Here is a 25,171-nt window from a genome sequence, read left to right as displayed (position 1 = left end):
GGAAGCAGATGAAATATTATTGGCGAGATTTTCAAGTCATGACAGCTGATAAAATAGAGCAATGGGTGGAGAGAGTATCAAACCAATTCGGAAAAGAATACATGTTTACTTTTTAATGACAGCTTATGAATAGGTGTTTAGAAAAAGCACATTTTATCGCACATACATTACATGAAACTGCGGGTTATAGACTTATGGAGGAAGGGCTAGGAGGAAAGTCGGAAAGTGAGGTTTATGATGGATATAAAGGTAGGGGCCTAATGCAAATTACCTATAAATCAAATTATGAGGGATATGGTAAAGCTATTAATGAGAACTTTCTAGGAGCCAATAAAGTACGTATTGCTAAGGAGAAAAAACATGCGGTAGGTTCGGCGGTGTGGTATTGGCTTCATTCTAAATCAGGTGGCTTAACTCCTTATGCACTAAATAATGATTTGATAGCCACATGCTCTTTAATTAATGGGGGATATAATGGTTTCGATGATAGAGAGAACTACTTAAAAAGAGCTATTTCCGCTTTCAATATTAAAGAATGTGGATATCTTAATAAAAAAATAATAGCCACGTTGGACTCATATTTGAGTTTTGAGGAAAGTTCTATTGCGCAGAATAAAAGTGGTGAAAGCTTTGGTTGGGGACTATGGAATGATCCACTAGGTAAAAAAAAGGGAAAAATTAAAAATTTAAACGAAGCAAAAAAAGGATATATGCGTTTTCTTGAAATGACTAAAACGACAACCTTTCCATTTGGTACTAAAAAAGAAGGTGGGCAGATAGTGAGTCGAAAGCGTTATGGTTATGCGGCGAATGCTGCGAAATTATTTGCTGAAAAAAGGTTAAAAGAATTATGAGAATTTTCTTTATTTTGTTATTTATTTTAGTTTCTTGTACACAGGTTTATTCTTCAGAAAAAGATTACTATTGTTTTAGTAGTGGTAGCAAATCTGTTCTATTGGTGCCTAGTGAATATCCTAATATAAATTCAATTATGTATTATCCATTCATGAAAAAAATTGAACTATCTACGACTTTAAGGATTGAAGAAGTGGATATGGGGGATAACGCCAAGCCTGAAATTTATAGGACAGTACAAGAGATTATTGACAATAAAGTGAATGGACAATACAGGTTTATGTCACAAGGCTATATCTTGTATGAAGCAGAATATTTAAATTTAAAAACTAAAAAGACAACAGTTTTTAATAAAATAAATTTAGATGCAAAGGGTATTAATTGCATTTAATAAAATCAAGAAGCCGACTCTCGTCGGCCTCTTTATCTTAACCTTCCAAAACTTCTTCTAGCAGCTCCTCACTTGGGGCAAAGTAATATGCGCCATCCATGGCAGTCACAAAGTGCAATAAACGGTCATGGATGCCATCACCTGAAGTACCAAACATACGCTCTAACATGGCATCAATAATGCTCAAATCTTTGGTATAAGCAATAAAGAATAAACCCTGATCGCCCTTGCCATCACCATAAGGTAAAGAGTGGCGCAAAATTTCCATTTCATCGCCTGCATCATCTTCAACGACTGTACGTGAAACGTGCGAATTTTCAGGTTGTACATCTTCGTCTAATTCAATCGATTCAAGTTTGGTGCGTCCAATCACGTGTTCTTGGGCATCGACTTTGAGCTTTTTCCATTTTTCTAAATCGTGACAATAGCGCTGTGCAAAAATAAAAGAACCATCGGCAAACACGCCTGCATCTTCCCCTAAAAGTGCAACTTCGGCACGATCATCTGGAAATTGTGGATTTTCGGTACCATCAATAAAGCCCGTCATGTCGCGTCCATCAAAATAACGGAAACAGACCCGTTCATCCAAGACCTCAATTTTGTCTTGAATCCCCTCAAAGAATGCCTGACTGAGTGCAAAGCAAATATCCGCACGTGTACTGGCGAGGTGAATGATCACATCGGCAGGCACGACAGGCATTGGGTACGCACCTTGAATTGGTTGTAATTGTTTAAAACCCTCTGGAGATTGCTGATAGAGCTGTGCCCAAAGTTCAGGGCCAAAAGCAACGCCAGTTTTAATTTGGGCATGTGGATGTTGGGTAATCAAACGATCCCGTGTGCTAAACAAGTCAGCCAATTTTTCTTTTAACTCAGTAATGCTTAAGTCTTTTAAACGAAGTACAAGAAAGCGAGCATGATCTGAAGGTAGTGGCAAAATTACAGATTGGGCAGTCATGTATAGCTCCTGAAAATTTGTTGTTTTCTATAAAGTTGACTTTATTGTGCCTGATTGCATGCAGGCTTAATAGCCTGAACCCGATTTTATTCAACGTTTTTAGTCATGAGATTAAGTGAAATATCATATAATGCACTGTCTTGTGAAAAGCGGCGATATATGTCTTATCAAGTTTGGATTGCGTTTATGTTGGCCTGTTGGGTGATTAGTGTTTCACCTGGCGCGGGTGCAATAGCATCTATGTCGAGTGGTTTGAACTATGGTTTTCGACATGGCTACTGGAATGCCATTGGTTTGCAGTTGGCATTATTGCTGCAAATTGCAATTGTCGCTGCGGGGGCAGGGGTTTTGTTTGCCACTACGCCTTGGGCATTTCTGATTGTGAAATGGTTTGGTGTGGCGTATTTGTTGTATCTGGCGTATTTGCAATGGGCAGCGCCTGCACAGTCGATTGAAATTCAGCATGAGTTGACGCGCAAATCTGCTGGAAAATTGGTGATGTACGGCTTTCTGGTTAATATGAGCAATCCCAAAGCAATTGTGTTTTTATTGGCAGTTTTACCGCAATTTTTAGATTTATCTAAACCGCAATGGACGCAATATGCAATTATGGCACTGACCATGATTAGTATTGATTTGATTGTGATGGCGGGCTATACGGGCTTGGCTGCAAAAGTTTTGCGTTTGTTAAGATCACCGAAGCAGCAAAAATTTATGAATCGTACTTTTGCTGCATTGTTTGCAGGTGCTGCGTTTTTGTTGAGTTTGGTGCATCAGTAATGTCTTCAATTACACAAAAGTGTACGCTGTAATTATAAAAATAGATTGAGACATACGTTGAAAATAAAATGTATTCCGCGAGCACTTTATTGGCAACATTGGTGGATCAGCATGTTGCTTTTAAGTTTTTCAACTTTAATTGCAATTGGATTAGCAATTCAGTTTTCAGTAGATAGCGTGTTTTGGCCAATTGCTTTGATGGCACATTTGAGTATCAATTTGATTTTTTCTTTTGTATTTGCCGCCTTGCAAACTTATTTTAAACATACGGTGTGGCAAAGTGTGGTGTTGATTAATATTACGGCTGTGTTGTTGATTGCCATTCATGCAATGTTTTATCTACAAAAGATAGATTGGAATGCTGTTTCAGAAAGTCAGCAGCAACTGAGTCTTTTACAGCAAGTGATTCACAGTGATATGGCACTGTGGATAGTGTACATGCTGCCACTTTTGGTCGTAATGCTCATTGCTGCAATAAAAAAATATAGATACTCATGAACGAAAAACTAAGCCATCGTTCTGACTTTTTGTACGCTAAAAATCACCGCAAAAATGATCGCCATAGTCATCACAATACTTAAACCTGTCGAAATATTTAAGCCCGCACTTGACCATAAACCTACGCTGACTGCAATTTGCGCCACAATAAATGCCCAAATCACCATTTGTTTAGGCGAGTGAGCCAATAAACGTGCGGTTAAGGCGGGAATCACCAGCAATGCGCCCATCAATAAAGAGCCGACTGCACGTAAAGCCAATACTGTAAATAATGCCAATAACAACATAAAAATCAGACGTTGCCATTGTGCATTCACACCTTCACTGACTGCAATGTCAGGGTCAATTGCAATTTGAATTTGAGCCTGCCAAAACTTATAGAGTACCGCTAAGGCTGCAATAATGACCAAAGCAAATACGGGTAAATCTGCCCATGAAATGGTGAGTAAATCGCCAAATAAATAGCTCAGCAACTCAGGACGCAAACTCGGAATATGTTGAATAAAGAGCAAACCTGAACAGAGCAAGGTCGCAGAGCAGAGCGCCAATAATGCATCATTCGGCAACCGTGGATCATGTAAAATCCACAAAACACCCACCAATAATAATGCCAAGAATGTCACGCCCATCCACAGAGGCAAACTCAACGCCCCTGCAATCGCCACCCCCAATAACGTACCATGTGCCATCGTGTCGGCAAAAAAGGACATGCGTCGCCACAGCATTAAACAGCCAAGTGGGGCGGTCAAAAATACCAATAAACTGCCCATGATCCATGCAGGTAACAGCAATTGTAGCCAATCCATCATGGGTTAAGCTTCCGGTTCAGGGTGAATATGAGGACGTGAATCATGCTGACAAGGCTCGGCATGATCCCCATGTGCACAGTGTTCATGGTGGTGTTGATAAAACACCCGATTGGTTCCAAAAATAGCTTGGTATTCAGGATGTTGCTGTACATTTTCGGGCAAACCGCTACAGCAAATGTGTTTATTTAAACATACCACACGATGCGTACCTTGCATGACCCATTGCAAATCATGCGACACCATCAACACCGCACAGCCATATTTGCTCGGTAAGTTGCGCACATAGTCATACAGTTCAGCTTCGGACTGAATATCTAGTCCTTGCATCGGCTCATCCAGTACCAAAACATCAGGTTGACGTAATAAGGCGCGTGCCAATAGCACCCGTTGCCGCTCACCACCAGACAGTTGTTGTACTTTTGAATCTTGCAGTTTGGCAATGCCAGTATCGCGGATAATTTCTGCTTTAATTGCGTCTGGGCATTTTTCTAAAGCCAGTAAATCTTTCACTCTTAAAGGCAAGCTGTGTGAAGGATTAAACTTTTGCGGCACATAAGAAAAGGTCAATTTGCGAGCATTTACGAGCTTGCCTGCATTTGGTTTGACAATGCCAAGCAAGACTTTAATTAGAGTCGATTTTCCTGCGCCATTGGGGCCAATTAGCGTGACAATTTCATGTGCATGCAATTCAAAATCGACATTTTTTAAAATATCGCGCTCATCTATTCGCACCTGAATATTGTGCAAGGCGATGAGCGGTGCAGTGGTTATTTGCTGTTGCACTGCTGACATTTTCCAGAAATCTCAATAATGCTGTGATGCGGGCTAAAGCGGTCAGAGGCTGCCAACTGATCGAGTTGCTCTAATAAACCTTGCGCTGAAGCTTCTTTAACGACTTTACATTCAGTACAGATCAAAAAAGCCGCTTGGTGTCCTTCACGTGGATGACAGCAAGGAATATAGGCATTGATTGAAGTCAAACGGTGAATTAGTCCTTTTTCCAGTAAAAAATCCAAAGTACGGTACACCGTTGGCGGTGCTGCAGGACGATCAGACTCACTTTTAATTTTCGCCAATAAATCATAAGCACCCATTGGTGCAGATGCCTTGAGAATGAGTTCCAACACTTCTTTACGTAGCGGTGTTAAACGAGCACCTGTTGCCGCACATAAACTTTCAGCTTCGGCAAGACGTTGATCGACATTGTGATGGTCGTGAACGCCATGTAATGCATTGTGATGCTCGTGCGAACATAAGCTCATAGCCACCCCAGTTGAACTTTAAAAGAAAAACGACAGTAAATCTTAGCATGAAGCGTTATCAGTTTCGATTATACGTAGGTATTTTTATAAATTTGTTATATTATAACATTTATCGATTTTTCGTGATATGCCGCAATGTTTCGTTTATTTAGTTTCTGTTTCTTAGCGTTATGCAGTACTGTCAGCATGGCGCAGGCTTTGGTGGTGTCTACGCATCCTATCTATTTGATTGCCCAAAAAGTCACGCAAAATATCGAAACACCCACGTTATTACTGGCAGATCAAACAGGGCATGATGTATCGCTCACGCCTGCACATCGAAAAATCATCCAAGATGCGGATTTAATTATTTGGCTAGGTAAGGCGCATGAAGCACCGCTAGAACGTGTATTACATCAAAATCCTAAAGCGATTGCTTTATTAGATACGGGCATTATGAAAACTTTGCCGCAGCGTTCAGAACGTGGTGCAGCATTAAAAAATACAGTAGACAGCCATGTCTGGCTAGACCCAAACAATGCGGTGCGTATCGGCTTCTTTATTGCCGCGTTACGTTCTCAGCAAATGCCTGAACATCGCGATGCTTATTGGAACAACGCACGTGCCTTCGCACAGAGTTTATTCAAAAGTGCAAGTCAGTTTCAGACTCAAACTGCAGTACAGCCATATTGGGCTTATCACGATGCCTATCAATATTTAGAACGTGCCTTAAATTTAGAATTTTCTGGGTCGATGACCAATGATCCGCATATTGCGCCAACAGTCGCACAAATTAAATATTTGAACGATCACCGACCAAATCCAAAAATGTGCCTACTTGCAGAAGAACATGCCAGTAAAAATCAGTATATGAAATTGAATCCAATTGTGTTTCAAAAGGTCGATGAAAGCATGCGCGGTGCAGATGATTTTGTGCAAGCGTGGCAGCAATTAGCCAAGCAAACCAAGGCTTGTGTATTAAATGCACGAAAATGATGCGTTTTTTAAGCAAAATTGAAATATGACAATTCCGAGACAAACATGCAAAAAAACACGACTAAGGTCGGGAAACGATTGCATGTTCAGGGGGCTAACTCTATAATGCCTGCGATAAAAAACGATCATCAGTTGAACTTGTCAAGCATTAATGCTGTGAGTGGATAAAAAAATGAGCCGAACTAGTCGCTTGATTGACCGACGATTAGCTAAAGCTTTGGTCTTCTTACAAGCATTCATGATTCCAGTTTCAGCCCTGATAGCGTGGGTCTTGAAAGACTCAACGGCTGCCTTAAGCGCTGCACTTGGTGCTAGTGTTTGTTGGTTGGCAAGTTGTTATTTTTCATGGCAGTCGTTTCGAGCAGCAGGTGCACGAGCGTCCAGACAGGTTCTTTCGAACATGTATAGAGGAATGCTCGGTAAGTTTGCAATCGTGATCGTAGGATTCATTTTAATTTTAAGCAATGTACAGCCGTTATCCCCGGTGGCATTGTTTTGTGGTTTTATGCTCGTTCAAAGCATGTCGTGGGTTGCGCCATTTTGGGTGTCACGATTACAAAAACGAGTCTAAACGCAGCAAAAATTGAAAAGTTTTTCAGGAATAGGCGAGATATCAAGCAGCACGCGATGTTCGTTTGTTCTATTAGTTTTTTTACATTGACCAGGTGTGATTTATGGCTGCTGAAGAACATGCCCTTACTTCGACCGAGTATATCAAGCATCACTTGACCAATATGACCTATGGCAAAATGCCAGACGGTTCATGGAAGTTGGCTGAGTCTGCTGAAGAAGCTCAACAGATGGGGTTCACTGCTATTCACTTGGATTCAATGGGTTGGTCTATCGGACTTGGTCTGATCTTCTGTTTATTGTTCTGGATTGTTGCGAAAGCTGCAAATTCAGGCGTGCCTGGTAAATTCCAGTCAGTAATTGAAGTGATTATCGAGTTTGTGGATTCAAGTGTACGTGATACCTTCCATGGGAAGTCTCGATTAATTGCACCCTTAGCATTAACCATTTTCGTGTGGATTTTCCTCATGAACTTGATGGATTTGATCCCTGTTGACTTTATTCCTTATGTAGCTCAACAGGCGATTGCATCTATGCTGGGTGTGGACCCTCATCAGGTTTACTTTAAAATTGTTCCGACTACAGATCCAAACATTACCTTAGGTATGTCTATTTCTGTATTCTTCTTAATTATTTTCTATAGTATTCGTGAGAAAGGTGTTGGCGGCTTCGTTGGTGAGTTGGCACTTAACCCATTCAACCCAAGTAATCCAGTTGCTAAAGTGCTTTTAATTCCATTCAACTTATTGTTGGAATTGACTACTTTCTTGGCGCGACCAGTTTCATTGGCTCTACGACTGTTCGGTAACATGTATGCGGGAGAGTTAATCTTCATTCTTATCGCGTTATTACCGTTCTGGATCCAGTGGGCATTGTCTGTGCCTTGGGCGATTTTCCACATTTTGATTATTACGCTACAAGCATTCATTTTCATGATGTTGACTATCGTGTACATGAGCATGGCAAGCGAAAAGCATTAATGGTATGGCCTAACTGTCATCGGGCGGTTGGGCACACAATTTTTTAACTTAATTTGGTATAAAACCTAACCTCTGAGGAATTATCATGGAACTCACTTTAGGTCTAGTTGCAATTGCATCTGCTATCTTGATCGCTTTCGGTGCTTTAGGTACTGCGATTGGTTTTGGTCTTTTAGGCGGTCGCTTCCTTGAAGCTGTTGCTCGTCAACCAGAATTGGCTCCACAACTTCAAACTCGTATGTTCTTAATCGCAGGTCTTCTTGATGCTGTGCCTATGATCGGTGTTGGTATTGGCTTGTTCTTCATCTTCGCTAATCCATTTGTAGGTTAATCAGCTTAATTCCGAAATTCACTATTTGAGGAATTTGCAATGAATATCAACCTCACATTGTTTGGCCAAGCGATTGCATTTGCGATTTTCGTCGCATTCTGCATGAAGTTTGTATGGCCACCACTAATCAATGCGATTAGTGAGCGTCAGCGTCGTATTGCTGACGGCTTAAATGCAGCTGAGAAAGCCAAAGCTGATCTTGCCGATGCGCAAGCTCAAGTGAAAGCTGAATTAGATGCAGCTAAAGCACAAGCGGCTCAATTGATCGAACAAGCGAATCGTCGTGCAGCACAATTGGTAGAAGAAGCGCGTACCCAAGCATCTGCTGAAGGTGAGCGTATTCGTCAACAAGCGAAAGAAGCTGTTGATACAGAAATCAATTCTGCTCGCGAAGAATTACGTCAACAAGTAGCTGCGCTTGCAGTAACTGGTGCAGAGAAAATTCTTAGCCAGCAAGTTGACGCAGAAGCTCACAATGCCATGCTGACTCAGCTGGCTGCTAAACTTTAAGAGAGAGGCAGATTATGGCTGAACTCTTGACGTTGGCACGCCCATACGCTAAAGCAGCATTTGCTTACGCTTCTGAGCAAGGTGCAACTGACAATTGGTCAACAGCACTTAACTTGCTCAGTGCTGCGGTGCAAGACGAAGCATTTTCAGCTTACTTAAATCGCCCTGAGCTTACGCCTGCTGAGCAGGTGAGTATTTTTGCCAAAGTTTTAGGTGAAGACCAAACTGCAGCAGTGTCAAACTTTTTGACATTGCTTGCTGAAAACAACCGTTTGGCTTTGCTTCCTGAAATTCAAGCAGAATACGAACAGCTCAAATCACAGAATAACAATACTGTGGATGTTGTGATTGAATCAGCATTCCCATTGACTTCTGTACAAGAACAAATTCTTGCTCAAGCGTTAGAAAAACGTTTCGCTGCGGCAGTAAATGTTTCTGTAGAAGTGAACCCAGCGTTAATTGCGGGTGTGGTTATTCGTGCAGGCGACCAAGTGATAGATGATTCTGCGCTTAACAAGCTTGAAAAAATGCGGACACGTCTTTTAGCTTAATTGCGAAGACTGAACTAATAAAAGATTGAGGTATAGCGCAATGCAACAACTGAATCCATCCGAGATCAGTGCGCTCATTAAACAGCGTATCGGCGATCTGGACACCAGCGCGACCGCTAAAAACGAAGGTACCATTGTTATGGTATCCGACGGTATTGTGCGCATTCACGGCCTTGCTGATGCAATGTACGGTGAAATGATCGAATTCGACGGCGGCTTATTTGGTATGGCACTGAACCTAGAACAGGATTCAGTGGGCGTCGTTGTTTTAGGTAACTACTTAAGCCTTCAAGAAGGTCAAAAAGCACGTTGCACAGGTCGTGTATTAGAAGTTCCGGTTGGTCCAGAACTTTTAGGCCGTGTGGTAGATGCTTTGGGTAACCCAATTGATGGTAAAGGCCCTATTGATGCAAAATTAACTGATGCTGTAGAAAAAGTAGCACCAGGCGTAATTTGGCGTCAATCAGTGGATCAACCTGTTCAAACTGGTTATAAATCAGTTGATACCATGATCCCTGTAGGCCGTGGTCAACGTGAGTTGATCATTGGTGACCGTCAAACTGGTAAAACAGCAATGGCGATCGATGCGATCATCGCTCAGAAAAACTCTGGCATTAAGTGTGTATACGTAGCAATTGGTCAAAAACAATCGACTATCGCAAACGTAGTACGTAAGCTAGAAGAAACTGGCGCTATGGCGTATACCACTGTTGTCGCAGCAGGTGCATCTGATCCAGCAGCAATGCTGTATTTAGCTCCGTACTCTGGTTGTACAATGGGTGAATACTACCGTGACCGTGGTGAAGACGCGTTAATCATTTATGATGACTTGTCTAAGCAAGCTGTTGCGTATCGTCAAATTTCATTGCTTTTACGTCGTCCACCAGGTCGTGAAGCGTATCCAGGTGACGTGTTCTATCTACACTCGCGTCTACTTGAGCGTGCTTCTCGTGTATCTGCTGACTACGTTGAGAAATTCACTAACGGTGAAGTTAAAGGTCAAACTGGTTCTTTAACTGCATTGCCGATTATTGAAACTCAAGCAGGTGACGTATCTGCATTCGTACCAACCAACGTAATTTCGATTACAGATGGTCAGATCTTCTTAGAAACATCATTATTCAACGCGGGTATCCGTCCTGCTGTGAACGCGGGTATTTCTGTATCGCGTGTTGGTGGTTCTGCTCAAACTAAGATCATCAAAAAATTGTCTGGTGGTATCCGTACCGCTTTGGCGCAATACCGTGAATTGGCAGCGTTTGCTCAGTTCGCTTCTGACCTTGACGAAGCAACTCGTAAGCAACTTGAACATGGTCAACGTGTAACTGAGTTAATGAAGCAGAAACAATATGCGCCATACTCAATTGCTGACCAAGCTGTTTCAGTTTATGCATCTAACGAAGGCTACATGGCTGACGTAGAAGTGAAGAAAATCGTAGACTTTGATGCTGCGTTAATTTCTTACTTCCGTTCAGAACATGCTGCGTTAATGCAACAAATCGATGAAACTGGTGATTTCAACAAAGACATCGAAGCTGCAATCAAAGCAGGTATTGAAAGCTTTAAAGCGACTCAAACTTACTAATTTAGCATTGGCTAGTTAGGGGTTTGGTTCACGGAATCAACCTTCGGAAGCCTGAAAGGGCTTTCGAATACTAGGTTAAGCGTATGGCAAATTTAAAAGAAATTCGCGCCAAAGTTGCTAGTATCAAGAGCACGCAAAAGATTACTCGCGCGATGCAAATGGTTGCTGCTTCTAAGATGCGTCGTGCGCAAGAGCGCATGGCTCAAGGCCGTCCGTATGCCGAAAATATGCACCGTGTAATTGCTCATTTGGTACAGGCGAACCCTGAATACAAACACCGTTATATGATTGAACGCCCTGTAAAACGCGTTGGTTATATCATCGTGTCTTCAGATCGTGGTTTGGCAGGTGGCTTGAACATTAACTTGTTCAAGAAAGTTGTAAAGCATGTACAGCAACAACAAGAGCAGTCAATTGAAGTTCAGTTTGCTTTAATTGGTCAAAAAGCGGTTTCGTTTTTTAAAAACTACGGCGGTAAAGTGCTTGGTGCAACTACAAACGTAGGTGACGCGCCAAGTCTTGAACAGTTATCTGGCTCTGTGCAAGTGATGTTAGATGCGTACGATAAAGGCGAGTTAGATCGCATTTACCTCGTGTCAAACGGCTTTGTCAATGCCATGACTCAAGATCAGAAAATCGAACAACTTGTTCCTTTAGCATCTGCTGAAGAAAACAAGACTCTTAACCGTCAATACGGTTGGGATTATATCTATGAACCAGAAGCTGAAGAGCTGTTAAATGGTTTATTGGTTCGTTACATCGAGTCTATGGTTTATCAAGGTGTGATTGAAAACATCGCATGTGAACAGTCTGCGCGTATGGTTGCAATGAAAGCTGCAACAGATAACGCAGGTGAACTGATCAAGAGCCTACAACTTATTTATAACAAGCTGCGTCAAGCCGCGATTACTCAGGAAATTTCTGAAATCGTTGGTGGTGCCGCTGCCGTTTAACATTATTAGTTTGAATTGAGGAGACAGCAATGAGTGGCGGTCGTATCATTCAGATCATCGGCGCGGTTATCGACGTCGAGTTTGAACGCAACAGCGTTCCTAAGATCTATGACGCTCTCCAAGTTGACGGTACTGAAACTACATTAGAAGTTCAGCAACAACTTGGTGATGGCGTAGTTCGTACTATTGCAATGGGTTCTACTGAAGGCCTTAAGCGTGGTTTGAACGTAACTAACACTAACGCGCCAATCTCTGTACCAGTAGGTACAGCGACACTTGGTCGTATCATGGACGTTCTTGGTCGCCCTATCGACGAAGCTGGTCCAGTTGCAACTGAAGAGCGTTTACCAATTCACCGTCAAGCGCCTTCTTATGCAGAACAAGCGGCTTCTACTGACCTTTTAGAAACTGGTATTAAAGTCATTGACTTACTTTGCCCGTTCGCGAAAGGTGGTAAAGTTGGTCTGTTCGGTGGTGCGGGTGTTGGTAAAACCGTAAATATGATGGAGTTGATCAACAACATCGCTAAAGCGCACTCAGGTTTATCTGTATTCGCTGGTGTTGGTGAGCGTACTCGTGAAGGTAACGACTTCTATCACGAAATGAAAGACTCTAACGTTCTTGACAAAGTAGCAATGGTCTACGGTCAGATGAACGAGCCACCTGGTAACCGTTTACGCGTAGCGTTAACTGGTTTGACTATGGCTGAGTACTTCCGTGATCAAAAAGATGAGAACGGTAAAGGTCGTGACGTATTATTGTTCGTAGACAACATCTACCGTTATACACTAGCAGGTACTGAAGTATCAGCACTTCTAGGTCGTATGCCATCTGCAGTAGGTTATCAGCCTACACTTGCAGAAGAGATGGGTGTTCTTCAAGAACGTATTACTTCAACTAAGTCTGGTTCGATTACATCTATTCAAGCTGTATACGTACCTGCCGATGACTTGACTGACCCATCACCTGCTACAACGTTCGCGCACTTAGACGCAACTGTAGTATTGAGCCGTGATATTGCATCTCAAGGTATTTACCCTGCGATCGATCCACTAGACTCAACTTCACGTCAGTTAGATCCATTAGTTGTTGGTACTGAGCATTACGAAATTGCTCGTTCAGTTCAAAACGTTCTTCAACGTTATAAAGAATTGAAAGACATTATCGCAATTCTTGGTATGGACGAATTGTCAGAAGAAGACAAACTTACTGTATACCGTGCACGTAAGATCCAACGTTTCTTCTCTCAACCGTTCCACGTAGCTGAAGTATTTACTGGCGCGCCTGGTAAACTTGTACCGCTTAAAGATACAATTCGTGGCTTTAAAGGTCTTCTAGCTGGTGAATACGATCATATCCCAGAACAAGCGTTCTATATGGTTGGTGGTATTGACGAAGTGATTGCTAAAGCCGAGAAACTTTAATTAGCAGCTCTAATTTAGGAGATTCTCATGGCGACTATGCAATGTGATGTTGTAAGTGTAAAAGAGTCTTTGTACTCGGGCACTGTGACTATGCTAATTGCAAAAGGTGCTGGCGGTGAACTCGGTATTATGCCGGGTCACGCACCACTGGTAACTTTGCTTCAGCCGGGTGCAATCCGCGTTCTGCTGGAAAATGGTACAGAAGAATTAATCTATGTATCTGGTGGCGTTCTAGAAGTTCAACCGCATGTTGTTACGATTCTTGCAGATACTGCAGTTCGTGCAGAAAACTTAGATGAAGCGGCAATTATTGAAGCGCGTAAACACGCTGAACAATTGTTGGCAAATCAAAAGAGCGATTTGGACTCTGCTGCTGCTTTGGCTGCTTTGGCAGAAACTGCTGCACAGTTGGAAACCATCCGCAAAATCAAAAACCGCGCACTTTAATTGTCGGTTTAAGATTGAAAAAAGCCACTCGAAAGAGTGGCTTTTTTTATGCTGTTTGGAATTGAAGCCTTATCTTTGCTTAAGATGCTGTATTGGTAGTTTCAGTAGGCTGATTTGACTCACCTTGTAAAATCATCCCCGCCAGTTTTAGCATTTCAGCTTGAATACTCCCCATTTGCTGTTCCAGTTTCTTAAAGTCCACTTTGCTTAAATCGACTTGTCCATTTAAAAATGGTGAAGCCAAAACTTGCTGATTGGCAGCCAATAAGTTTTGACGGATGGTATCAATTTCCTGTGTTTTTAAGTCTAGGCTGCTTAGTGTTTGATTGAAGCCTTGTAACTGCTGTTGTAATTGAGTCGCTGCAATTTGTAATTGTTGTGGATCTTGCGCATCTACAGCGGTTTGCAATTCAGACTTGGTTTGATTCAGTTGTTCGACATATTGACCTGCTTTGAGCTGTAGATCAGCCACATCGCGCACAATATAGAACATATTGCCACTGCTTAATGGAGCGTTGGTTGGGTTTGTATTGCTGTTGGATGATGCGTTGGAATCATCTTGATTAGTTGTTTGCGTTTGCGGCGTGTTCATTTGATCACAGGCGCTGAGTAGCAAGGCAGAACTCAATAGTGCAAACGGAAGTAGTGTCTTCGAAGATACATTTTTCATATTCATGTGATTTTTGGTACTCATTGAGAATGAATATAAAACGAAAATATGAATAAAAAACAGATTGTTGCAAAGCAATAACAAATCTTAATTTTTTTGTCTAAATCAAAAAAAATAGGAGTTTTAAAGAAACTCCTATGAATTACACTTCTTTCATAAAAGAAAAATGATCATAAGTAATGCGTCGAATTGATATTGATAGTCCCTTCTCTTGCGCCATATATGGCTCAGGATGAGGAATATATTCCGCAAGAGGATGAGGGAGCTGAATTATTGATTTAAAGAGAATTTATGAAAGAACTCTTTAACTTGCTGAATAAAAAATTATTTAGCCAATTCAGCCTCAATCGCTTCTACAATGCGCGGGTCATCTGCGGTTAAATCTGGGGCAAAACGCGCCACCACTTCACCTTGTTTATTCACCAAAAACTTTTCAAAGTTCCACAATACTTCAGGTGGTTCATTTGGGGTTAAGCCGTAATCAACCAAATCTTTCCACCATGGGCCTTCACCAATACGTTCAGGAATTGCTTGCGTTAAAGCCGTGTAGAGAGGATGTTTTTCTGCACCCACGACTGGAATTTTAGCAAACAATGGAAAACTCACCTGATAATTCAGTGAGCAAAATTCCTGAATTTCTGTATCGCTGCCCGGTTCTTGTGCCAAGAAATCATTCGATGGAAAGGCTAAAATTTCTAAGCCTTGTGTCTGTTTTGCTGCGTAGAGTTGCTGTAAGCCTTCGTATTGCGGGGTTAAGCCACATTTTGATGCCACGTTCACGATCAACAACACTTTTCCTGCATATTGATTTAATGTGGTTTCCGTACCCTGATTGGTTTTTACTGCAATGTCATAAACTGAAGTGCGCATAGTTGCTTCCTAGAATCTGTATTTTACCGCTACTGTTGTAACTGTAATTTTTGGGTACAGCAAGTTTTATAGCAAAGAAATTTACGACACTGATGGAATCCCGCATAGCCGTGATATTGCGCAGAAAAATGTAATTCGTATCTGCATTTTATTTTATTGATGGATAAATCGAGCGAAAAGTGCCATAAATAGACACTGGGTTTTTAGCACTTTGCATCACAAGTCAGTTATAGAAAAGGGTTTCACAGCAGGTATGCTGTTTGGTACAACAAGGATGATGAATACATGATACGGTCAGATAAAGGCGTATTTTGGGCAATTTTATTGCCATTGATTGCGGTATTGATTTGGTCTTTAAATATTGCAGTAACGAGGTATGTGGCGGAGTATATTTCACCCGTCAGTATCAGTTTTTATCGCTGGTTGATTGCTTTTCTGATTTTAACCCCGTGGATATTGCCCAAAGTTTGGCAGCAGCGTGAGTTGATTCGTCCACATTTGAAACAGTTGGCAGTGCTTAGTGCTTTTGGTTTGGTGCTGTATCAAGGTCTAAGCTATACCGCAGCCAATTACACCACTGCAACCAATATGGGCATTATTAATGCGTTTATTCCCATGTTTACGGTTTTGGTTTCATTGCTGATCTTAAAAGACATTCCGACACGATTTGCGGTTTTTGGCTGCATTATTTCATTTTCGGGTTTGTTGTATGTGATTGCACAAGGAGATTTGCGTCAACTCAGTCAGCTGACAGGACATGCGGGCGATATGCTCATGGTTTTGGCGGTATTTTTTTACGCCTTTTATGGGGTGTTTTTAAAGAAATGGAATTTAAAATTGCCGCTCATGCTGAGTCTTTATGTGCAAATTATATTCGCCTTACTTTACCATCTGCCATTTATTTTGTGGTTCGGCTTGGATCATTTAAATAGCCAAAATGGTTTAAGTGTGCTGTATGCAGGTATATTTCCTTCAATTATTGCACCTTTGGTATGGATGTTGGCCGTTCAATATTTAGGGCCAAATCGCACCAGTATTTTTATGAATTTGATGCCTGTTTTCACGGCTATCATTGCATATTTTTGGTTGGCAGAAGTGTGGGGGAGTTATCACAGTATCGGTGGATTGATTATTTTAACGGGTATTGTGTTGGCACAAATGAAAGCACGCGTACACATTCAAGCAAAAAGTTGAGTTTAATTGGTGTTTTTTTGATCACATAAAGGTGTATTTAAAATGCCTTTTATTCAAAATTTATACAGTATTGAGTGTTATGAATTATGACAGTTTTTTTAATTTTTCTAAAATAATTGTAAAAATAGTAAGATAATTTAAATTGTTAAGAAAAAAAGATGAATCTTTCATTGAATATTTGTCTTGGATTAATAGGAAAAATCTATTTGTATAGTCGACTAAATTACTCCATAATTCACGTACTGAAAATGATCCACTGTATTCAATAATCAGTGAAATATCATTTGCAGCAAGATTTTCAAACCCTCTGGATGTGCTTTTATACACATCCTTTTTATGCTCAACCATCCCTATATGGTTGAGCTTTTTTTTATCCACTGGAGCGAATAACCTCGTGGTTCAGCACGAGGATATAAGCGACTGGAGTAAACCATATGAACGACACGAAATGTCGTTTTAAATACTTGTACTATAGTCACTATTAAGAAAAATACTGTTAAAATAATTGGATGAAGACACTCAAATTACGCATAAAAGACAAACATTGCAAGGTGCTAAATCAGTTAGCATCCGAAGTAAATTTTGTCTGGAATTATGTCAATGATTTGTGTTTTAAGCATCTACAACGTAAACAACAATTCTTTTCAGCATACGACCTTGCAAAATACACGAAAGGCACATCGAAAGAATGCAACTTGCACAGTCAAACTATTCAGGCAGTGACAGAAGAATTGGTCACAAGACGCAAGCAGTTCAAAAAAGCAAAACTAAAATGGCGTGTCAGTAATAAAAAATCAGCTAGACGTTCACTGGGTTGGATACCGTTTAAAAAGGTTGCAATCAAATATGCTGATGGCTATGTTGAATATGGCAAGCATCAATTTAAACTATGGGATAGTTACGGATTAAGTCAATACAATATCAAAACAGGCACATTCGTAGAAGATAGTCGTGGACGTTGGTATGTTTGTCTTGTAGTTGATGCAGTCAAAATAGAAAAAAACAACGCTAAAACCTCAATTGGCATAGATTTAGGTTTAAAAGATTTAGCGACTTGTTCAGATGGCGTAAAACTTAAAGCACCTCAAATCTATCGGCAATATGAACAAAAACTTGGTATTGCTCAACGTGCAAAAAATAAGAAACGTGTCAAAGCCATCCATGCCAAGATTAAAAATGTAAGACAAAACATGCTGCATCAATTCAGCCGAAAACTGGTGAATGAACATGCAGCCATCTTCGTTGGCAATGTGAATGCCAAAGCATTAGCACAAACCAGATTGGCTAAATCAGTGCTAGATGCCAGTTGGACAACACTAAGAACCATGCTCAAGTATAAATGCGAGAACGCAGGGGTATGTTATGAAGAAGTCAATGAAGCCTATACCACCCAAACTTGTTCGTGCTGTGGCTCACGCTCCAGTAGTCTGAAAGGTAGAGCAGGACTTGGAATAAGAGAATGGCAGTGTGTGGAGTGCGGTACGCTCCATGATCGGGATGTAAATTCCGCACTGAATATTCTTGCGCTCGGGCATGAGCGTCTAGCAGTAGGAATCTCCGTCCTTTAGGTCGGGGGGGATGTCAACTAAAATTTGTCTAAAGCTAGGCGCGAATCACTGCCCCACTCTCTGCATCTAAAATACGGCTAGGTTGCTGGCTTAAACCCAAATCACCATTTAAGTAGTGCAATTGTTGATGGAAATATTGCGTTGTCTCTTGCAAAGAGCGTGCAGGGGCAAGTCCCGCAGGATTGGCACTGGTCGATACAATAAAGCCATCAAAGGCATGGCATAACGCGATACATAAAGGATGATTGGTTACGCGCACCGCTACTTTGGGGTGTTGACCTGTAATCCACTCTGGAATTGCGGCTGTGCTGGGTAATAGCCAGGTGGTTGCTCGATCTGTGGGATAAGTATTCGTCCATGACGCAATTACGCGATCTCGCATTTCGGGGTTTAAATCCTGCAGCAAATGCTCTACTTGTGACAGATGTCCTGCCAGTAAAATCACACCTTTTTCAATCGGACGCTGTTTCAGACGCAAAATTTCCAAAAATGCCTGTTGATTATATGGATCACATCCCAATCCCCAAACCGCCTCTGTAGGATAGGCCAGTACCTGTCCTTGTTGTAGACATGCAGCGGCTTCGGTGACAGAAGTTGTAATCATGGGAGTTTTACCTAAACAGAAACGTGAAATAGGCGCTTATTGTGAACCTTATTTGAGTGGACGACAACGCAGATATAAACCTGATTGTTGTAAACAGAAGCCCATGAGTTCCAGTTCCATTAATGCGCTGGTGAGTGTGGCAATATCTAAATTCAGTTGCTGTGCCAAGTGATCGATGCTTTGTCCGACCCAATCCAGTTGTTGATACAGTGCCAATAAATGCTCGGGAATATGCGGTGTACTTGTATCTGCTGTTTTTGTTGTGGTGGTTTGAAGTATTGCTTCAGTCGGTGGTGTAGATAATTTTGCTTTTGTTGAAGCTGCTGTAGTCTGATTTTGGCTTGATGCTATTTGGTTTTGTTGATATTGCCATTGGGTGGGTAGGGCTAAATCTTCAATCACTTGTTCAGGATGATCCACTAAAATTGCACCTTCACGAATCAATTGGTGGCAACCTTGATGAAATTCACTGTAAATATGTCCTGGAATGGCAAAAATTAATTTGCCTTGCTCTGCTGCCAGTTTCGCGGTAATCAGCGAGCCACTATTTAAACTGGCTTCAGCAACAATCACGCCTAAACTTAGTCCACTGACAATACGGTTACGTCGTGGAAAATGTTGCTGTAAGGGCTTAGTCTGTGGTAAAAACTCCGTAATCACGGCACCACCAGATTCTACAATTTTTTGGCGCAGGCTGTGATGTGCACTTGGATAAGTGCTGTCCAAACCTGTGCCCATGACTGCAATGGTACGTTGATGTTGCAAAGCACCTTGATGTGCGGCTTCATCAATACCTTGTGCCAAACCACTATTGATAAAGAACCCTTGTTCACTTAAATAATAAGCAAAATCATAAGCCACTTGCCGACCATGCGGGCTGGCTTTGCGACTGCCGACAATCGCAATTTGCGCTTGCAACAAAGCCTGTGCATTGCCTTGCCCAAATAAAATGGGTGGCTTGTTGGAATAGGGTCGTAACTGATTGGGATAGTCCGCATCGTCCAAAGTTAGAATAAAATCGCACTGCTGTTGCAGTTGATTCAGACATTGTTCAAAGGCGAGTTGCCCTGTTGGGCTGAGATATTCTTTGGCGCGTTGTAGATGGTTGGCATGAATGCGCACATCTGACCATGTGAGGAGGTGTTCGGGCTGCACTGCGGCAGCCACGGAACCATAATGTTGTACGAGTTTGGAAAAACTAGACAGTGAATGTTGAACCAAATACCACAACAAAATGTAGTTGATTTGCTGTGGGCTGAATGAATTCAACATCACCATCTTAAACCGTTTTAGTCGTCCATTCGTGGTGCTTGTAAGCTCGCACCGACTTTAATTGGTAATTCACTGTCTAAAACATAGGCATAGCTAATGTGGTCAAAGCTCTTGAAGACCATGATATTGCCAATACGTTCGCCTGGAAGCTGAACACGTTCTTTGGTTTTCGGGTCGGTGACCACTTCGCCTTTTTGCGCTACGCTAAACACATGACCAGATTGCACGCCATGTAATGTACCGCGATCAATTGCCACAACACTGTGTTTTGCTGCAGTACCAATCGAACCCATCACACGTAGCACCTGACCACCTGTGCTGACATTTTCAGCATGCGTTGGGTAGAACAAGGTTGGCAGCATTGGGTCATAAATTGGTAAGACGCGATCACCACGACGCACTTCGGCATTGTAGGTATCGGTCAATTCAAGTGTGGTGATGTCATTTTCACCACGTACTGCAATACCTGCAGCAACTTGAGTGAGTTCAATGCCTGCATTGAATTTTTGACCATTGGCATCGGTCAGCATGTACGGTTCGCCTTCACGATATACACCGTAGCGTTGACCTACTTCCAGACCTGTACCACGCGCATACACACTTTGACCTTTAGCGGCTAAAACACGTTGATCAGAAGTACCTAAAATATATGGTGTGCCTTGTAACGCATCTGCGGCAATAATGCTGCTGCGCTCTAACCAGTGTTTGATGTAGTCAAGTGGAATCACAGGAATGGTATTATTTAAAGACTCTACGCGAATTTGCGGCTGTAAATTGGTGCTCTTGCCGGTGTAACGATGGATAATGCCTTCACAGCCATCGCCTTCATCTTTACCAATAATTGGGCGACCTTCATAGGTACACATTAACAAGCGGTCACCCGGGAAAATCCAGTGTGGATTTTTCACGTGGCGGTTGCTTGCCCAAATTTCAGGCCAGCGCAGTGGATTATTCAGGAATTTTTTAGAAATATCCCACAAGGTATCGCCTTTTTTCACCACATACACATTCGGTGCATTGGCTTTTAAAGTAGGCGGATTAATATTTCGTGCAGGTGCTGCTTCAGCCACACTCATTGCCCCAAGTCCCACAGTGAGACATACAGCGAGCGCTAAAACTTGCTTTTTAAACCCCAAGACACGAAAAGAGGATGTGTCTGTCAAAACCTTTTTCATTATCATAATTCCTAAAATTATGTATGTAGTTGCGTTATAATAACGATCTTACACACATTTTTTTGATGAAGCATTCCTTCATTCGGTTTTTTGATCAATGGCATATAAGTGAGGACGTCCCATGGCCTTATTACCTATTTTAAGTTTCCCGGATCCCCGTTTGCGTACCATTGCCAAACCAGTTGAAGAAGTGACCGACGAAATTCGTCAGCTTGCTGCAGATATGTTTGAAACTATGTATGCCGCACCAGGAATTGGTCTAGCTGCGACACAGGTAGATCATCATATTCAGCTGATTGTCATGGATTTATCTGAAAATAAAGATCAACCCATGGTCTTCATTAACCCCAAAGTTACCCCATTGACTGAAGAGACCCAACCGTATGAAGAAGGGTGTTTGTCAGTGCCTCAAATATACGACAAAGTTGAGCGTCCGTCACGTGTAAAAATTGAAGCGATTAACCTTGAGGGTCAAACCTTTGAGCTAGAAGCAGATCAACTTCTCGCTGTTTGTATCCAACATGAAATGGATCACTTAAATGGTAAATTATTTGTCGATTATTTATCACCACTCAAAAGACAGCGTGCCCGTGAAAAAGTGGAAAAAGTAGTGCGCCAGCGTCAGAAAGAAAAAGTTGCTGTGAAGCGTTAAAACAAACAACCATCTAGTTGTCCATGTTTAGACCAAAGCATAAAAATCAGCCCAATTTCGATTGGGCTTTGTTATACTTGCGCCACACAAATTCAGGATAGATGTTTTTGTTGTTGCGTAGTGGCTTACTGCTTTCATTTATCGCAGTTTTTTTACAGATTGCTGTATTTTTACAGCCTTTGCTGCCTGAGCAATATCAAGTTGCGCCAGTCTGTGAAACCATCACGCGTGCACTTTTGTTGCCACAAGCCCACGCCGTGCATACAAATTCTTCGCATACTGCACATTCATCTACATCACAGACCGATGATCAGCAACTGACCGTACAGCATGAACATCATCATCACGATGCTTCACATCAATGTCAGTATTGTACGGTCTATGGCAACTTGGTCTTGCCACCTGAATTAGAGCTTAAAGAGGTGCTTGATCGCATTCAGGTACGTCTTTTGGCTTTCCAAAAACGTTTTCAACACGTTTGGTTTGCACTTCAGCAACTCTTTTTACTTCCGCAGGGACGTGCTCCACCTCACTTTGCATAAATTCAATGTTTTTCGGGTCTGCTTTGACCCTAACTGTATTTATGTTTTGAAGTGAGAAATAAAATGGCTCAGCCTAAATTTTTATTACAGCCCATTGCGGCTGCAGTTTGTGTTGCCTGCTATTCAGCAAGTGCGTTTGCCGATCAAAGTATGCTGTCTGCGAATACGCATAGTCTTGCGCCTATTGTTGCAACCGCACAACAGGGCAATGATGCCAATGGTTTGGTGGTTCGTGCTAATCCAAAACAACCCATTCAGCCGATTCCAGCCACAGATGGTGCAGACTATTTGCAAAGCATAGTTGGCTTTAGTGCTGTCAACAGTGGTGCGGGTACCAATGGCGATGTGACCTTCCGCGGCATGTTTGGTTCACGTATTAAAATTTTAACCGATGGTTCTGAAAACTTAGGTGCATGCCCGAGTCGTATGGATTCACCAACCTCTTATATTTCACCAGAAAGTTTTGATGAAATTACCGTCATTAAAGGCCCGCAAACGGTGCAATATGCCAACACAGGTTCGGCAGCAACGGTATTGTTTGAGCGTAAGCCTGAGCAATTTGGTGAAGGTCAAAACTATCGTGGACAAGCCAGTGTTTTGATGGGTTCATTTGGCCGTTTAGATCATAATGTTGAAGCGGCTGCGGGTGATGAGCATAAATACATCCGTTTAAACGCCAACCGTTCTGTAGCAGATAGCTATAAAGATGGTAATGGTACAACTGTTCCTTCGGATTGGGAGCGTTGGAATGCCGATGTGGCTTTAGGTTGGACACCCGATGAAAACACTTGGCTAGAACTGACAGGTGGTCGTGGTGATGCTGAAGTGGTTTATGCGGGCCGTACAATGGATGGTGCTGAATTTGACCGCGAAAGTTTAGGTTTACGTGTGGAAAAGAAAAATATCACCGATGTGATTAAGAAAATTGAAGCACAGGTGAACTATAGCTTTAACGATCACGTGATGGATAACTATAGTCTGCGTAAAGTAGGTATGGCACAACATCACATGACAAAAGAGTGGGTGGAAGCTAAATCTGCAATGAATGTGACACGCCGTACTTTAAATGCACGGATGGCTGTAACGCATGAGTGGGATAAGCTGCAGTTTATTACAGGTATTGATAGTCAACAGAATAAACATGGTAAAGGCATGTATTCAGCCACAATGCCGAAAATGAACTTCCCTGTAACAACCGATATGGAATTTCAATCTTATGGCGGTTTTGGTGAATTGAGTTATCAACTCAATGATGAAAATAAATTAGTTACAGGTGTACGTGTTGATCAGGTCGAAGTTGATGCAGTGCAAACAGCTCAACAACGTAAAGAAACTTTGCCAAGTGGCTTTATTCGTTTGGAAAATCAACATCCGCACCATGATGCTAAAACTTATGTCGGTTTGGGCTATGTAGAGCGTATGCCTGATTATTGGGAATTGTTTAGTCCTCTGTCGGGTAACGGAAATAAAAATACGTTTAATCACATTGATACTGAAAAAACCCTTCAATTGGACTTTGGCTATCAACATGAACATGGTGCATTCAGCTCTTGGGCATCGGCTTATGCAGGTTTAATTAATGATTATATTTTGACGAATTACAAACTGAGAGATGAAAACAAGCCTCAGAGTAAAGAAAATCCTTTAGAGGCGCATACTCGCAATGTGGATGCAACGATTGCAGGTGCAGAAGTTGGTATTGCTTATCAATTTACCGATGCTTTACAGGCTGATGTGAGTGCCATGTATGCGTGGGGTGAAAACACTACGGACAATACGCCGTTGCCACAAATTTCACCTTTGGAAGGGCGTTTAAACCTGCGCTATGTTCAGGATAAATATACTTTAGGTGCATTATTACGTGTTGTTGATGGTCAAAGTCGTATTAGCGAACGTGAAGGTAATATCGTGGGCTATGATGTGAAAGAAAGCAGTGGCTTTGGCGTATTGTCTTTAAACGGCAGCTATAACCTCAATAAAAGTGTTGATATGTCTGTGGGTATTGATAACGTACTGGATAAAACTTATACCGAGCATCTAAACAAAATGGGTAATGCGGGTTTGGGTTTTGCTGCGAATGAGCAATTTAACAATATTGGCCGTAACTATTGGGCGCGTATCAGTATGAAGTTCTAATTTGAACTTTATTTAAACCAAAAGCAGGGCTTAGGCTCTGCTTTTTACTTTTTTATTAGAATAATTTCATATAAAACAATAGATTAAATCTTGTGATTGTATTTTGAAGAATTGCGCAGATTTTTATTAAAATAAATTTATGAGATAAAACAGTGGCTTATCTGTTTTGGGGTTTATAAAATAAACACTCGATATATTTCTTTTACAAAAAGCCTTGCATGGCAAAATATTTGGCCTATAATGCACATCCATCGGCGGCGATGTTGATAAAAACTTGTTGAAAAACAATAGCTTGGTTGATTGATTTAAGATTAATTGAGTTTGTTTTGAGTAGATGGGTTTGAAAATAAAATCAACATTGCATGTTGACTTTATGGAAATAAAGCGTAATATAGCCGACCTAGCTTGATGCTGACGAAGCATCGAGAAGATCATTAAGAGATTATGAAGAACAACTTGTGTGGATTTTTACTGATTGATTAATCGAACATATTTCATTGATTGATTGGTTTAAATTACTCGAAGTTTATTTGAGCGAAATTTAAGTCAGAAAATTGATGAGCCAGATTTGGAAGTTTAGATTAAAGCTTCAAAATGATTTTAACTGAA

The 25,171-nt window shown here is 41.5% G+C and carries 29 protein-coding genes and 1 pseudogene; 20 read left to right on the top strand and 10 right to left on the bottom strand.

All coding sequences use genetic code 11. From position 1 onward, the window contains the following. The 3 genes and pseudogenes from FTT74_RS13035 to FTT74_RS13965 form a co-directional block, all read left to right on the top strand. Nucleotides 1-116: pseudogene (locus tag FTT74_RS13035) on the top strand (transposase); the annotation flags it as partial. A 9-nt stretch (nt 117-125) separates the two neighbouring features. Beyond that, nucleotides 126-854 carry a glycoside hydrolase family 19 protein gene (locus FTT74_RS13030; RefSeq protein ID WP_257221866.1) on the top strand — a complete coding sequence of 243 codons (729 nt, stop codon included), beginning with the start codon at nt 126-128 and terminating at the stop codon, nt 852-854. Nucleotides 855-1,006: 152 nt separating this feature from the next. Beyond that, complete coding sequence (locus tag FTT74_RS13965; protein WP_180168693.1) at nt 1,007-1,246, top strand: hypothetical protein; 240 nt, start codon at nt 1,007-1,009, stop codon at nt 1,244-1,246. Nucleotides 1,247-1,283: 37 nt separating this feature from the next. On the opposite strand, the gene FTT74_RS13020 is transcribed toward FTT74_RS13965, so the two are convergent. Next, the gene (locus FTT74_RS13020; RefSeq protein ID WP_179989146.1) at nt 1,284-2,204 is read right to left on the bottom strand and encodes a Dyp-type peroxidase; all 921 of its coding nucleotides are present in this window, start codon (nt 2,202-2,204) and stop codon (nt 1,284-1,286) included. 159 nt (nt 2,205-2,363) lie between these two features. Between FTT74_RS13020 and FTT74_RS13015 the strand changes: the two genes are divergently transcribed. Then, nucleotides 2,364-2,984, top strand: a complete 621-nt coding sequence (locus tag FTT74_RS13015) for a LysE family transporter (protein WP_026438405.1) — start codon at nt 2,364-2,366, stop codon at nt 2,982-2,984. Nucleotides 2,985-3,095: 111 nt separating this feature from the next. Beyond that, nucleotides 3,096-3,482 (top strand): hypothetical protein, encoded by a 387-nt coding sequence (locus FTT74_RS13010; RefSeq protein ID WP_179989145.1) that lies wholly within the window; start codon nt 3,096-3,098, stop codon nt 3,480-3,482. An 8-nt stretch (nt 3,483-3,490) separates the two neighbouring features. Here the strand turns inward: FTT74_RS13010 and znuB are convergent, their stop codons facing one another. From znuB to FTT74_RS12995, 3 genes are read right to left on the bottom strand one after another with little or no spacing between them, the layout of a single operon-like run. After that, complete coding sequence (gene znuB / locus FTT74_RS13005; protein ID WP_136144783.1) at nt 3,491-4,291, bottom strand: zinc ABC transporter permease subunit ZnuB; 801 nt, start codon at nt 4,289-4,291, stop codon at nt 3,491-3,493. A 3-nt stretch (nt 4,292-4,294) separates the two neighbouring features. Further along, nucleotides 4,295-5,083 carry a zinc ABC transporter ATP-binding protein ZnuC gene (gene znuC / locus FTT74_RS13000; RefSeq protein ID WP_004970152.1) on the bottom strand — a complete coding sequence of 263 codons (789 nt, stop codon included), beginning with the start codon at nt 5,081-5,083 and terminating at the stop codon, nt 4,295-4,297. Beyond that, nucleotides 5,059-5,553, bottom strand: coding sequence for a transcriptional repressor (locus FTT74_RS12995; protein WP_004970151.1), 495 nt, complete (start codon nt 5,551-5,553; stop codon nt 5,059-5,061). Before FTT74_RS12995 ends, znuC begins: the two co-directional genes overlap by 25 nt. 135 nt (nt 5,554-5,688) lie before the next feature. Between FTT74_RS12995 and FTT74_RS12990 the strand changes: the two genes are divergently transcribed. The 10 genes from FTT74_RS12990 (at nt 5,689) to FTT74_RS12945 (ending at nt 13,879) form a co-directional block, all read left to right on the top strand. Continuing rightward, nucleotides 5,689-6,528, top strand: a complete 840-nt coding sequence (locus FTT74_RS12990) for a metal ABC transporter solute-binding protein, Zn/Mn family (RefSeq protein WP_179989144.1) — start codon at nt 5,689-5,691, stop codon at nt 6,526-6,528. A gap of 172 nt (nt 6,529-6,700) precedes the next feature. Further along, nucleotides 6,701-7,099: an ATP synthase subunit I gene (locus FTT74_RS12985; protein ID WP_004970147.1), complete on the top strand. Its 399-nt coding sequence runs from the start codon at nt 6,701-6,703 to the stop codon at nt 7,097-7,099. A gap of 103 nt (nt 7,100-7,202) precedes the next feature. Further along, complete coding sequence (gene atpB / locus FTT74_RS12980; protein WP_004970145.1) at nt 7,203-8,078, top strand: F0F1 ATP synthase subunit A; 876 nt, start codon at nt 7,203-7,205, stop codon at nt 8,076-8,078. 85 nt (nt 8,079-8,163) lie between these two features. Continuing rightward, entirely contained in the window at nt 8,164-8,409 is a 246-nt protein-coding gene (atpE, locus tag FTT74_RS12975) for a F0F1 ATP synthase subunit C (protein WP_000424060.1), read from the top strand. 39 nt (nt 8,410-8,448) lie between these two features. After that, a complete protein-coding gene (locus FTT74_RS12970; protein WP_004970142.1) occupies nt 8,449-8,919 on the top strand; it encodes a F0F1 ATP synthase subunit B in 471 nt (156 codons plus the stop codon). A 14-nt stretch (nt 8,920-8,933) separates the two neighbouring features. Beyond that, nucleotides 8,934-9,470, top strand: a complete 537-nt coding sequence (locus FTT74_RS12965; RefSeq protein WP_004970141.1) for a F0F1 ATP synthase subunit delta — start codon at nt 8,934-8,936, stop codon at nt 9,468-9,470. A gap of 40 nt (nt 9,471-9,510) precedes the next feature. Continuing rightward, a complete protein-coding gene (atpA, locus tag FTT74_RS12960) occupies nt 9,511-11,055 on the top strand; it encodes a F0F1 ATP synthase subunit alpha (protein WP_004970138.1) in 1,545 nt (514 codons plus the stop codon). 83 nt (nt 11,056-11,138) lie between these two features. Continuing rightward, entirely contained in the window at nt 11,139-12,008 is an 870-nt protein-coding gene (gene atpG, locus FTT74_RS12955; protein WP_004970136.1) for a F0F1 ATP synthase subunit gamma, read from the top strand. A 29-nt stretch (nt 12,009-12,037) separates the two neighbouring features. Continuing rightward, entirely contained in the window at nt 12,038-13,432 is a 1,395-nt protein-coding gene (atpD, locus tag FTT74_RS12950) for a F0F1 ATP synthase subunit beta (protein WP_004970134.1), read from the top strand. 27 nt (nt 13,433-13,459) lie between these two features. Continuing rightward, nucleotides 13,460-13,879: a F0F1 ATP synthase subunit epsilon gene (locus tag FTT74_RS12945; protein WP_004970132.1), complete on the top strand. Its 420-nt coding sequence runs from the start codon at nt 13,460-13,462 to the stop codon at nt 13,877-13,879. A 79-nt stretch (nt 13,880-13,958) separates the two neighbouring features. On the opposite strand, the gene FTT74_RS12940 is transcribed toward FTT74_RS12945, so the two are convergent. Together FTT74_RS12940 and FTT74_RS12935 are read right to left on the bottom strand one after the other, a co-directional pair. Further along, nucleotides 13,959-14,549, bottom strand: coding sequence for a hypothetical protein (locus FTT74_RS12940; RefSeq protein ID WP_154321292.1), 591 nt, complete (start codon nt 14,547-14,549; stop codon nt 13,959-13,961). 324 nt (nt 14,550-14,873) lie between these two features. Beyond that, nucleotides 14,874-15,419 (bottom strand): glutathione peroxidase, encoded by a 546-nt coding sequence (locus FTT74_RS12935; protein WP_179989143.1) that lies wholly within the window; start codon nt 15,417-15,419, stop codon nt 14,874-14,876. A 285-nt stretch (nt 15,420-15,704) separates the two neighbouring features. On the opposite strand from FTT74_RS12935, the gene FTT74_RS12930 reads away from it, so the two are divergent. Then, nucleotides 15,705-16,613 (top strand): DMT family transporter, encoded by a 909-nt coding sequence (locus FTT74_RS12930; protein WP_136144380.1) that lies wholly within the window; start codon nt 15,705-15,707, stop codon nt 16,611-16,613. 84 nt (nt 16,614-16,697) lie between these two features. On the opposite strand, the gene FTT74_RS12925 is transcribed toward FTT74_RS12930, so the two are convergent. Then, on the bottom strand, nt 16,698-16,991 hold the full coding sequence (locus tag FTT74_RS12925; protein ID WP_004970123.1) for a hypothetical protein: 294 nt from the start codon (nt 16,989-16,991) through the stop codon (nt 16,698-16,700). A gap of 131 nt (nt 16,992-17,122) precedes the next feature. Between FTT74_RS12925 and FTT74_RS12920 the strand changes: the two genes are divergently transcribed. After that, entirely contained in the window at nt 17,123-18,181 is a 1,059-nt protein-coding gene (locus tag FTT74_RS12920) for an RNA-guided endonuclease TnpB family protein (RefSeq protein ID WP_179989142.1), read from the top strand. Nucleotides 18,182-18,215: 34 nt separating this feature from the next. Here FTT74_RS12920 and FTT74_RS12915 read toward each other — a convergent pair whose 3' ends face one another. The 3 genes from FTT74_RS12915 to FTT74_RS12905 are packed head-to-tail and all read right to left on the bottom strand — an operon-like array spanning nt 18,216 to nt 21,232. Beyond that, nucleotides 18,216-18,785 carry an L-threonylcarbamoyladenylate synthase gene (locus tag FTT74_RS12915; protein ID WP_070155505.1) on the bottom strand — a complete coding sequence of 190 codons (570 nt, stop codon included), beginning with the start codon at nt 18,783-18,785 and terminating at the stop codon, nt 18,216-18,218. A gap of 48 nt (nt 18,786-18,833) precedes the next feature. Next, nucleotides 18,834-20,057 carry a DNA-processing protein DprA gene (gene dprA, locus FTT74_RS12910; RefSeq protein WP_004970117.1) on the bottom strand — a complete coding sequence of 408 codons (1,224 nt, stop codon included), beginning with the start codon at nt 20,055-20,057 and terminating at the stop codon, nt 18,834-18,836. Between the two features lie 17 nt (nt 20,058-20,074). Continuing rightward, complete coding sequence (locus FTT74_RS12905; protein WP_179989141.1) at nt 20,075-21,232, bottom strand: LysM peptidoglycan-binding domain-containing protein; 1,158 nt, start codon at nt 21,230-21,232, stop codon at nt 20,075-20,077. 121 nt (nt 21,233-21,353) lie between these two features. Here FTT74_RS12905 and def point away from each other — a divergent pair, with 121 nt between their 5' ends. From def to FTT74_RS12890, 3 genes are all read left to right on the top strand, one after another. After that, a complete protein-coding gene (gene def / locus FTT74_RS12900) occupies nt 21,354-21,884 on the top strand; it encodes a peptide deformylase (RefSeq protein WP_154321169.1) in 531 nt (176 codons plus the stop codon). A 107-nt stretch (nt 21,885-21,991) separates the two neighbouring features. Further along, entirely contained in the window at nt 21,992-22,426 is a 435-nt protein-coding gene (locus FTT74_RS12895; protein WP_154321168.1) for a DUF2946 family protein, read from the top strand. A gap of 63 nt (nt 22,427-22,489) precedes the next feature. Next, nucleotides 22,490-24,562: a TonB-dependent copper receptor gene (locus FTT74_RS12890; protein ID WP_179989140.1), complete on the top strand. Its 2,073-nt coding sequence runs from the start codon at nt 22,490-22,492 to the stop codon at nt 24,560-24,562. Nucleotides 24,563-25,171 lie beyond the last annotated feature (609 nt).

The organism is Acinetobacter sp. YH01007, from assembly GCF_013420425.1.
GTDB classification, from domain to species: domain Bacteria; phylum Pseudomonadota; class Gammaproteobacteria; order Pseudomonadales; family Moraxellaceae; genus Acinetobacter; species Acinetobacter towneri.
Note: the sequence above shows the minus strand (reverse complement) of the source record. Positions and strands in the feature narration are given on the sequence as shown.

Coding starts and splice junctions, on each gene's coding strand:
- FTT74_RS13030 (WP_257221866.1), top strand. CDS start 126: ATGAATAGGTGTTTAGAAAAAGCACATTTTATCGCACATACATTACAT.
- FTT74_RS13965 (WP_180168693.1), top strand. CDS start 1,007: ATGAAAAAAATTGAACTATCTACGACTTTAAGGATTGAAGAAGTGGAT.
- FTT74_RS13020 (WP_179989146.1), bottom strand. CDS start 2,204: ATGACTGCCCAATCTGTAATTTTGCCACTACCTTCAGATCATGCTCGC.
- FTT74_RS13015 (WP_026438405.1), top strand. CDS start 2,364: ATGTCTTATCAAGTTTGGATTGCGTTTATGTTGGCCTGTTGGGTGATT.
- FTT74_RS13010 (WP_179989145.1), top strand. CDS start 3,096: ATGTTGCTTTTAAGTTTTTCAACTTTAATTGCAATTGGATTAGCAATT.
- znuB (WP_136144783.1), bottom strand. CDS start 4,291: ATGATGGATTGGCTACAATTGCTGTTACCTGCATGGATCATGGGCAGT.
- znuC (WP_004970152.1), bottom strand. CDS start 5,083: ATGTCAGCAGTGCAACAGCAAATAACCACTGCACCGCTCATCGCCTTG.
- FTT74_RS12995 (WP_004970151.1), bottom strand. CDS start 5,553: ATGAGCTTATGTTCGCACGAGCATCACAATGCATTACATGGCGTTCAC.
- FTT74_RS12990 (WP_179989144.1), top strand. CDS start 5,689: ATGTTTCGTTTATTTAGTTTCTGTTTCTTAGCGTTATGCAGTACTGTC.
- FTT74_RS12985 (WP_004970147.1), top strand. CDS start 6,701: ATGAGCCGAACTAGTCGCTTGATTGACCGACGATTAGCTAAAGCTTTG.
- atpB (WP_004970145.1), top strand. CDS start 7,203: ATGGCTGCTGAAGAACATGCCCTTACTTCGACCGAGTATATCAAGCAT.
- atpE (WP_000424060.1), top strand. CDS start 8,164: ATGGAACTCACTTTAGGTCTAGTTGCAATTGCATCTGCTATCTTGATC.
- FTT74_RS12970 (WP_004970142.1), top strand. CDS start 8,449: ATGAATATCAACCTCACATTGTTTGGCCAAGCGATTGCATTTGCGATT.
- FTT74_RS12965 (WP_004970141.1), top strand. CDS start 8,934: ATGGCTGAACTCTTGACGTTGGCACGCCCATACGCTAAAGCAGCATTT.
- atpA (WP_004970138.1), top strand. CDS start 9,511: ATGCAACAACTGAATCCATCCGAGATCAGTGCGCTCATTAAACAGCGT.
- atpG (WP_004970136.1), top strand. CDS start 11,139: ATGGCAAATTTAAAAGAAATTCGCGCCAAAGTTGCTAGTATCAAGAGC.
- atpD (WP_004970134.1), top strand. CDS start 12,038: ATGAGTGGCGGTCGTATCATTCAGATCATCGGCGCGGTTATCGACGTC.
- FTT74_RS12945 (WP_004970132.1), top strand. CDS start 13,460: ATGGCGACTATGCAATGTGATGTTGTAAGTGTAAAAGAGTCTTTGTAC.
- FTT74_RS12940 (WP_154321292.1), bottom strand. CDS start 14,549: ATGAAAAATGTATCTTCGAAGACACTACTTCCGTTTGCACTATTGAGT.
- FTT74_RS12935 (WP_179989143.1), bottom strand. CDS start 15,419: ATGCGCACTTCAGTTTATGACATTGCAGTAAAAACCAATCAGGGTACG.
- FTT74_RS12930 (WP_136144380.1), top strand. CDS start 15,705: ATGATACGGTCAGATAAAGGCGTATTTTGGGCAATTTTATTGCCATTG.
- FTT74_RS12920 (WP_179989142.1), top strand. CDS start 17,123: ATGAAGACACTCAAATTACGCATAAAAGACAAACATTGCAAGGTGCTA.
- FTT74_RS12915 (WP_070155505.1), bottom strand. CDS start 18,785: ATGATTACAACTTCTGTCACCGAAGCCGCTGCATGTCTACAACAAGGA.
- dprA (WP_004970117.1), bottom strand. CDS start 20,057: ATGTTGAATTCATTCAGCCCACAGCAAATCAACTACATTTTGTTGTGG.
- FTT74_RS12905 (WP_179989141.1), bottom strand. CDS start 21,232: ATGAAAAAGGTTTTGACAGACACATCCTCTTTTCGTGTCTTGGGGTTT.
- def (WP_154321169.1), top strand. CDS start 21,354: ATGGCCTTATTACCTATTTTAAGTTTCCCGGATCCCCGTTTGCGTACC.
- FTT74_RS12890 (WP_179989140.1), top strand. CDS start 22,490: ATGGCTCAGCCTAAATTTTTATTACAGCCCATTGCGGCTGCAGTTTGT.